The sequence below is a fragment of the Sinomicrobium weinanense genome, assembly GCF_018863395.1.
Lineage (GTDB): Bacteria > Bacteroidota > Bacteroidia > Flavobacteriales > Flavobacteriaceae > Sinomicrobium > Sinomicrobium weinanense.
In genome coordinates this window covers 645,193-653,112 of sequence record NZ_JAHKRR010000003.1, presented here as the reverse complement: position 1 = coordinate 653,112, position 7,920 = coordinate 645,193, and the positions used below count along the sequence as shown (strand labels likewise).

The 7,920-nt window shown below is 38.9% G+C and carries 10 protein-coding genes; all 10 read left to right on the top strand.

What is annotated here, in order from left to right; genetic code table 11:
* Nucleotides 1-390: 390 nt before the first annotated feature.
* The 10 genes from KN811_RS12340 (at nt 391) to KN811_RS12295 (ending at nt 7,908) form a co-directional block, all read left to right on the top strand.
* On the top strand, nt 391-867 hold the full coding sequence (locus KN811_RS12340; RefSeq protein WP_223129341.1) for an RHS repeat domain-containing protein: 477 nt from the start codon (nt 391-393) through the stop codon (nt 865-867).
* Nucleotides 852-1,910, top strand: coding sequence for a Hint domain-containing protein (locus KN811_RS12335; protein WP_187963863.1), 1,059 nt, complete (start codon nt 852-854; stop codon nt 1,908-1,910). The genes KN811_RS12340 and KN811_RS12335 overlap by 16 nt, the downstream gene beginning before the upstream one ends.
* 617 nt (nt 1,911-2,527) lie before the next feature.
* Nucleotides 2,528-2,854, top strand: a complete 327-nt coding sequence (locus tag KN811_RS12330) for a hypothetical protein (RefSeq protein ID WP_187963862.1) — start codon at nt 2,528-2,530, stop codon at nt 2,852-2,854.
* Entirely contained in the window at nt 2,854-3,234 is a 381-nt protein-coding gene (locus KN811_RS12325; RefSeq protein WP_187963861.1) for a hypothetical protein, read from the top strand. Before KN811_RS12330 ends, KN811_RS12325 begins: the two co-directional genes overlap by 1 nt.
* A 253-nt stretch (nt 3,235-3,487) precedes the next feature.
* Complete coding sequence (locus tag KN811_RS12320) at nt 3,488-4,210, top strand: hypothetical protein (RefSeq protein ID WP_187963860.1); 723 nt, start codon at nt 3,488-3,490, stop codon at nt 4,208-4,210.
* A gap of 2 nt (nt 4,211-4,212) precedes the next feature.
* Entirely contained in the window at nt 4,213-5,196 is a 984-nt protein-coding gene (locus KN811_RS12315) for a fibronectin type III domain-containing protein (RefSeq protein WP_187963859.1), read from the top strand.
* A 3-nt stretch (nt 5,197-5,199) separates the two neighbouring features.
* Nucleotides 5,200-5,667, top strand: a complete 468-nt coding sequence (locus KN811_RS12310) for a hypothetical protein (RefSeq protein WP_187963858.1) — start codon at nt 5,200-5,202, stop codon at nt 5,665-5,667.
* Between the two features lie 108 nt (nt 5,668-5,775).
* Complete coding sequence (locus KN811_RS12305; protein ID WP_187963857.1) at nt 5,776-7,077, top strand: hypothetical protein; 1,302 nt, start codon at nt 5,776-5,778, stop codon at nt 7,075-7,077.
* Nucleotides 7,065-7,457, top strand: a complete 393-nt coding sequence (locus KN811_RS12300; protein WP_187963856.1) for a hypothetical protein — start codon at nt 7,065-7,067, stop codon at nt 7,455-7,457. The genes KN811_RS12305 and KN811_RS12300 overlap by 13 nt, the downstream gene beginning before the upstream one ends.
* A complete protein-coding gene (locus KN811_RS12295) occupies nt 7,441-7,908 on the top strand; it encodes a prepilin-type N-terminal cleavage/methylation domain-containing protein (RefSeq protein WP_187963855.1) in 468 nt (155 codons plus the stop codon). Before KN811_RS12300 ends, KN811_RS12295 begins: the two co-directional genes overlap by 17 nt.
* Nucleotides 7,909-7,920 lie beyond the last annotated feature (12 nt).

Here is a 7,920-nt window from a genome sequence, read left to right as displayed (position 1 = left end):
TGCCCTTGGGTATGTGCCTCCGGTTGAGTACGCAAAGAAAAATCTCAGCAAGGCTAGCCTTGCTGAGATGAATCAAAAAGATGATAAAATTGTACTAACTAACAGTTCTAATTAGGGGAAGCTTACAGATCAATCCCTCGGTTTTGCTGAAGATGTTGAACTTGGCAAACTATCAACAATTATCGAATTAGCGATTAGAATAAATAATTCTCAAAAAATGGATGTTCTCAACAAAACGTGCAGCTTTACTTTTGTTAATTTCATTAACGATAGAGTTACGGTAAAATATGATAGTATATTCGTGCCATACAATTAAAGAAAGCGGTCACCAAAGGAAGTTCTGTGACAAATACGGAGTATACTAATAGTTACATTTACGAAAATGACTCATTGGCATTTTTTAGTCATCCGGAGGGGTATGTGACCAAGGATAACAATACGTTCAAATATGTGTACCAGTATAAAGACCACTTGGGAAACATTCGACTATCCTATGCCAACATAGGTACTACCAGTGCTCCGCAACTGGAAGTCATTGAGGAAAGCAACTATTATCCTTTCGGATTAAAACATAGAGGATATAATCCTCAAACGTCACCTCTTGGAAACAGTGTAGCTCAAAGATGGAAATTTGGAGGGAAGGAACTGGATGAGAGTTTAGGATTGGGGACGTATGATTTTGGAGCGAGGAACTATAATCCTGAACTTGGTAGATGGATGAATATTGATCCTTTAGCGGAAGATATGAGAAAACATAGTCCTTATAACTATGCTTTTGATAATCCAATATCTTTTATAGATCCTGATGGGATGGCACCTGGACGGCAGAAGCAGGTGATAGCGCCTATACATTGGCGCAAGATGTAGGGATCTCTGTAGAAGAAGCAAATAATATAGTTGAAAATCAACTTGGTGCAAATTATGTCAGAGAATCAGATGAAATGCTAATGTCTGCTGTTGAAGTTGGTAATGTTGTTACTTTAGATTCGGATTCACCTTCTATAGATACTAATGAATCATTCGTTGTAACTTCTGAAACGGTACAAGAATCGAATTTGTCAACAAATGAATTTGATGGAGTCGAAGGAATGAATCAATTTTTGACATATACCAGTCCAATTACAACTACAATGGGAGAAGTAATAAAAGGAGGTACAAATATTTGGGGTGAGACTTTATCTAAATCTCAAATATCAAATGCTAAATGGTTGGGACGTGGTTTGGGTGTTGTTGGTCTTGGAATCAATGCATACCAGTATAATGAAGCTATAAAAAACAACAACCAATTAGGTCAAGAAAAAGCTAAAATGGAGACTGTAGGAAATATCCTTATGTTGTATGGAGGTCCTATTGGTTGGGGAGTTGGAGGTGGTGCACACCTATCTCTAATTCTTAATCCAACTATGGAGCCTGCTGTACACAAACCTGATTGGACTAAAACTTGTTTTGTTGCAGGAACTAAAATACTTTTAAAAGATGGTATTTCCAAAAACATTGAAGATATTAAGGTTGGAGATGAAATATTAAGTGTAAATATGAATACAATGGAAATAGAACCTGACCGAGTTTTAATTGTTCCCGAAAAAGATGAGAAGTACAATAAAATATATATGGAATATGATAATGGTTACACCAATATTGCTTCTGCTCACCATCCATTTTATGTAAAAGGAAAAGGCTGGTCTGTGTATGATGTTGAGCTTGCTAAGAAGGATTTAACTTTTGATATTAAACAGATTGAATTAGGAGACACAGTGTATTATTATGACAATGGTGTCTTGAAAGAAACAAAAATCATAAAATTGGAAGACCAAAAAAAAGAAGCCTTGATGTATAACATCAAATATGTAAAGAAGAACAACACCTTTTTTGCCAATGGTATTTTAGTTCATAATAGATATATAAATTAAAATAGAAAAAGTGAATTATAGTAAAATTGTAAATATCTATGAATATATCTACTTTAGAGTATATATGTGGAATAAATATTTATGGAAAAATAAAGAAATGGCCGCTTTTAATAGTACTTTAGCAGTTACTTTTAGTTCAATGGCTATAATTTTTTCTGCAAAAATTTTTGCAGAAAGACTTTTCAATATATTTCTACCATCGCCTTTTGAATATCTTTATTTATCGATTGGTTTTATAGGCATACTTTTTCTAATACATTATTTTCTATTCGAGAAAAACGATAAATATCTTGATATAGAGAACAAGTTTTCCTTAGTTAAGGAAAGTAAATTTTCTTGGATACTTAAAGGTTTTTTTGTTTTCCTTTATGCAATAGGCTCGATAATAATTTACATTTTTCTTATTTGATGGATTTATCTGAACAATAATATTTTTCAATATATTTTTATGGTGTTTTTTCTAAAGTGGGAAGTTTAAATATAATGAAGAAATCATATGGAAATCGATTACGGTCAAAGAAAATGGTTTTGAGGTTTCAGTCCCTTCATCTTGGTTTTTAGAAAATGATAGACCAAATTTTTCCCTATTCATTAGTATGAACTTAAATAATCCGGAAATGGCCAACTTCAACGTTATTGTCTCTGATTATGACATGAAAGTATCGGAATATATAAATGACCATACAGATACTTTAAAGTTAAATCCTCATATAAAAGAAATTGATATTAAGAAATTAAAGATTAGTGATATTGATGAAAGTTTTCAAAGAAAGTTCAAAGTTGAACAGAATCAAAATGAAGAATTAATCTTCCAAACATTCTATGGTAAGAAAAGTTTAAATAAAGTTTTTATAATTACTATTAATTCAAAGTATGAGAGTTATAGAAAATATGAACCTATTTTTGAAGTGATGCTTAATTCTTTCAAAATATATGAAAACTAATGAAAACAATAGTAACAGTGATCTTTTTACTTGTGTTAGGGTCGGTACTTCTTTATTACTCTTTTATAGAAATTAACTGGTATTTAAAAAAGGAGAAACAAAAGGAAAAGTTTCGGATACATATAAAACAATCTTTTATTGAAAATGGTTATGAGATTATTTCAATGAAGGAGCCGCATAAATCTGAAAAAAAGGATAATCCTTTCAGGAATGGAGTTAAATTTGTTCTGCCAGGCTTTTTTGGTGCTGGAGAAAGAAATTTTTATTGGTTAGTAATATGTAAGACTGAAAATAAAGAAGAGAAGAAAGTATGGGTTGAAGTTAGCCAATCTATTTATAGGAGGGCAAAGTATAACTATTTTCCTAAAGTTATTGGCTAAACAAATTCCATTTTCACTGAGTATCCCCGCTGGCGCTCGTTTGAGCAAAGCGATAACGAGTGCCTGTTTTCTGAGCGTTTGTAACACCCGTTAGCTCTCTCCTGACTAATTTTGGAACCAACAAAATGATTATATTTACGTTGTTTTTGGGAACCAATATAAAGAAGGTTTTATAGGCCTTTTGACCATGGAAAGCTCACTGAAATTCCCTATTTTTACTTCACAGGTTTTAGGTTCAACAAAATACAGGTGTATGCATAGAATATTCTACTCTCTTTTCCTTATTGTATTATTAACAGGCTGTAAAAGCGTTTCCGTTAACAACCAGTTTCAAAGGACAACCACAGAGCCCTTAGAGCTTGGGGTAATAGGCCTGCATGAAGATTACTATCCGAATGACCGTTTTTCTACCACCACTGTTCCGGAACTGCAGCACAAAATTCGGGTCAAAGCCATAAAAAACACTTTTAACAAAAAGAAGTTCAATGCTTACCTGAAGGCTTCCCCCGAAAACCGGATGCAATTGCAATATATCGATTCCCTGCCTGACAAACCGGAATACATATCCCTGCAGTTGATAGACAATGTAACCCATGTGGAGGAGCTCAATAAAGACAAAAACCTGGTGGATTACCTGAAATCCCAGACTGATGCCTATATGGTCACTTCCGTTGCTGCTGTGTTGCAGGGCATGCAGTTGCAATCCGTAACCATGGCGGAAAGTGTTTTCCTGGTGTACGACAAGGACCTTAAAAAATATGCTCTGGAAATTAATAACAGGGATAGGACAACCTCCAGAATACGTATGGAAGACATGGAGGTGTTTGCCTATGGCCTGTCTTTCTTTTGCTGGGGAGAAAACAAAAGACACCGGGTCGTGATCAGGAACATCATAGAGGAAAACCACCCCTGCCCGGAAGATACCCGTAAAAGAGCCTCCAAAGTAAAAAAGAAAGTCAACTATTTTAAGCTGTAGTTATGACAAGAACAGACCAACATATAAGAAAATATATAACAACAGGTATGCAGGCCGTATTGCTGGGGATCGCCTTTACCGGCTGTGACGATATTGCCGAAGTCCCCGATATATCCGATAAAGAAGTCGTGCTCATTGCCCCTACGGACGAGGCTACGGTAAAAGGCAATGCCGTTACCTTTACCTGGCAGCCCGTGGAGGATGCGGAATCTTACATATTACAGGTGGCCACCCCCGATTTTCCCAATGCATCACAGGTGGTCATTGACCATACGATCGAAAGGGATACTTCCGATAACGTCCTGGCAACATCTTACAGCAAAGAAATGTTGCCCCGTGCTTATGAGTGGCGGGTAAAAGCGGTGAACAGCGGTTATGAGACCCCGTTTTCCACCAATGCTTTTATCTTAACAGAAGGGGACGCTTTTTCGGATAATACCGTTGTACTGAATTCTCCGGAAAATAACCTGGTGACCAATGAGGCAGAGATAGCCCTTTCCTGGGGAGTTATAGAAGAAGCTACGGGCTATCGTGTACAAATACTGGATGCAGGCGAGAGCGTGGTACAGGAGGAAGAGGTCACAGAACCCTCCCTGGATATCACCTTTGAGGAAGGCGGCTTTACCTGGCAGGTAAGAGCGGAAAAGGATGCGGAAAGCACCCTGTACACTTCCCGGGAACTGCTCATAGACCTCACTGTTCCTAACACCCCGGAGTTGACAGCTCCTGTCGATGAAAGTACCACTTCCGAAACGGAAATTACCTTTACCTGGAGCCGGGAAAACATAAGCGGAAGTGCAGAATACGATAAAATATCTGTTTACAGTGACGAAAGCCTGGAAACCCTTGTCACGGAAGAAGAGGTCAATAACAAAACCTTTACTGCCACGCTTGAAGAAGGTACGTATTACTGGAATGTCAAAAGTTTTGACCGGGCCGGAAATGAAGGAGAACTTTCTTCAGCCTTTAGCTTTACCATAAATTAGGGAATGAACAAAAAACGCAATACATATATATTGCTGGCCGCAGTACTTGGGATATGGGGACTTATCGGGTACCGTATCATAAGAACCCTGAATCCTAAACAGGAATTATCTTCCGTTGCGGACAAAAGTATTTCTTTTCAACCCCGGGAACTCAAAAAACAGGAAACATTTATGGTATCCGTCCACGAACGGGATCCTTTTCTCGGAACAATCACAAAGCCGAAAAAGAAAACAGCTTCCAAGCCCCTCTTACAGCCAAAGACTCCCCCCCAAATGGAAGTGCCGGTCTATTATGCAGGAATGGTCAAAGACGACAGGTCCCGGGAAAGAATTTTTTTTGTGCAGATAGACGGCATACAACAGCTCATGCATGTTAACGACGAAATAAAAGGGGTGAAGCTGGTCCGCGGAAATGAACAGGAGATCACCATTGTGTATAACGGTAAACGCAAGACCATACCGATCAATTAGAGATGTAAGGTGTAGTTGCGGCCCGTGTGGTATATGGATTTCCCCGGCTCGAACAATATTATCCATATAAAAGTGAACGGAAACAGAAAGCATAAAAGAAATATGGATTTGTGGTATAAAAAAATGCCATCCGGTGCGTTACAGTTTGTTGTTTTTATGGGGGTGGTCATCGCAATTTTGCTGGCTTCGTTTGTCTCCCTTATCCATATCCGGTCGCTTTTCAGTAAACAGGCCGGTTTTACTGTGGAGACGATTAAAAATGCCAGTTTCGGTATCAACTATGCATTGCAGAACACCCTTCCTCACGGGGATACTATGGCTGTTAATCTTTTTGAGCAAGACTTTAAAACCCTGAATATCCATAAAAGCTATTGGGGCGTGATGGAAAAGATCACTGCAGTTTCCCGGATAAAGACCAGGAAATTTACCCGTCTGGCCCTCATAGGAGGATATTTTTCGACTGCTGAAAGACCTGCACTTTATTTAAAGGATAATAACCGCCCCCTGGTGGTTGTGGGAAATACAAGAATACAGGGTACTGCCTTTTTACCGGAACCCGGTATAAAACCGGGGAATATCTCGGGAAATTCCTATTATGGCACTTCTCTTATCTATGGTAAAACTCAGAGGAGTCAGCCCCGATTGCCTCAGCTTTATGCTTCGTTAACTGAACATATAACGACTATAATCAAAGGAGCTTTTGAAATAGAAGAGGACCGGGTTTTCTTTCCGGAAGGAGGGAAAACCTACGAAAATTCATTTAAAGAACATACCCGGTATGTCTATAGCCCGGAAGAAATACGGTTACAGGGCGTAACACTTACAGGAAATATAATAATATACAGCGGAACCAGGATTATTGTAGATAACACCGCAGCACTGAAGGATGTGGTACTTGTTTCCCCTGAAATTGAGGTTGAAGACAGGACAGAGGGGCATTTCCAGGGGATAGCCACCGAAAAGATCACCATAGGAAACGGGTGCAGGCTCGGTTATCCTTCGGCCCTGGTGGTACAGGAAGGAGAATACGATTTGGCTTCGGAAAATGACAATATGACTTCCGGGACATTAGGTGCCAAAAATGAAAACCATATACACATAGGAAAAAGCACCGAGGTCCGGGGTTTTGTGTTGTACCTTGGCAGGGAGAAAGAAAATAATTATGTCCCCCAGGTTATTGTAGAGGAAGGATCGGAATTGTATGGTGAGATCTATTGTAACCAGAATACCGAACTGAAAGGCAGTGTGGTAGGATCGGTATTTACGGGAAATTTTATAACCAACCAGGCCGGTTCCATTTACCAGAACCATTTATATAATGCCAGGATCGTAGAAGAAGAGCTCCCCGGAGAATATGCAGGGCTATTACTCGACACCAAAAAGAAGGGCGTAGCATTATGGCTTTATTAAAAACGATACACAAACGGGTAAAAGCCTCAACGTTGATGGAGACCCTTGTGGCCACAGTACTTATTGTAGTGATCTTTATGGTAACCAGTCTTATATTGAATAATCTTTTCGCCGGTACCGTAAAAGGAAATACCCGGGAGATCGAAACCCGGCTTGATGAACTGGAATACAGGGTGAAAAATAACCTGTTAAAACTTCCGCATTCCGAAACCTTTGGAACATGGAATATTTCTGTTGCCGCAGAAGGACAGGGTCCGTACCGGGAAGTGCCGGCAACAGGCAACGGGTATAAGGATGTTATTCTAAAAGCAAAACGCGAGAACAGTGATCAAAACATAGACCGGAAAGTGATTTGTAAAGAGGATGACAAAACACGGTAAAATACCAGCCTTTACACTAAGCGAAATGATCGTGGTCATTGCCATAACTGCTGTGGTGGTGGCTATGGCTTATGCTGTTTTGGGCCTGGTACAACGGCAGATGAAAGGTATGGAAAGAAATTTAACAGAGGAAACAAAACTGGAATTGCTGGAGCAGGCATTGTGGCTGGATTTTAACCGGTATCAAATGATTTCTTTTGATCCTTCGACAGATGAAATACGGTTTAAAACAGCATTGGATTCCGTGTATTATCAACTTCGGGAAGACAAGGTCATCAAATATCCCGATACTTTTAATATCCGGTTTCCCGTAAAGACATTCTACCTGGATGGCAAAGAAGTTACAGGAGGGATTATAGATGCCATACAGCTGGAAACTTCCCTGGATACCGTAGGGAACAGAAAACTGTTTATCTTTAAAGAAAATGATGCTGCCCGGTATATGAACTGAAGCAAAAACTAG

Coding starts and splice junctions, on each gene's coding strand:
- KN811_RS12300 (WP_187963856.1), top strand. CDS start 7,065: ATGGCTTTATTAAAAACGATACACAAACGGGTAAAAGCCTCAACGTTG.
- KN811_RS12330 (WP_187963862.1), top strand. CDS start 2,528: ATGGCCAACTTCAACGTTATTGTCTCTGATTATGACATGAAAGTATCG.
- KN811_RS12315 (WP_187963859.1), top strand. CDS start 4,213: ATGACAAGAACAGACCAACATATAAGAAAATATATAACAACAGGTATG.
- KN811_RS12320 (WP_187963860.1), top strand. CDS start 3,488: ATGCATAGAATATTCTACTCTCTTTTCCTTATTGTATTATTAACAGGC.
- KN811_RS12295 (WP_187963855.1), top strand. CDS start 7,441: ATGACAAAACACGGTAAAATACCAGCCTTTACACTAAGCGAAATGATC.
- KN811_RS12325 (WP_187963861.1), top strand. CDS start 2,854: ATGAAAACAATAGTAACAGTGATCTTTTTACTTGTGTTAGGGTCGGTA.
- KN811_RS12310 (WP_187963858.1), top strand. CDS start 5,200: ATGAACAAAAAACGCAATACATATATATTGCTGGCCGCAGTACTTGGG.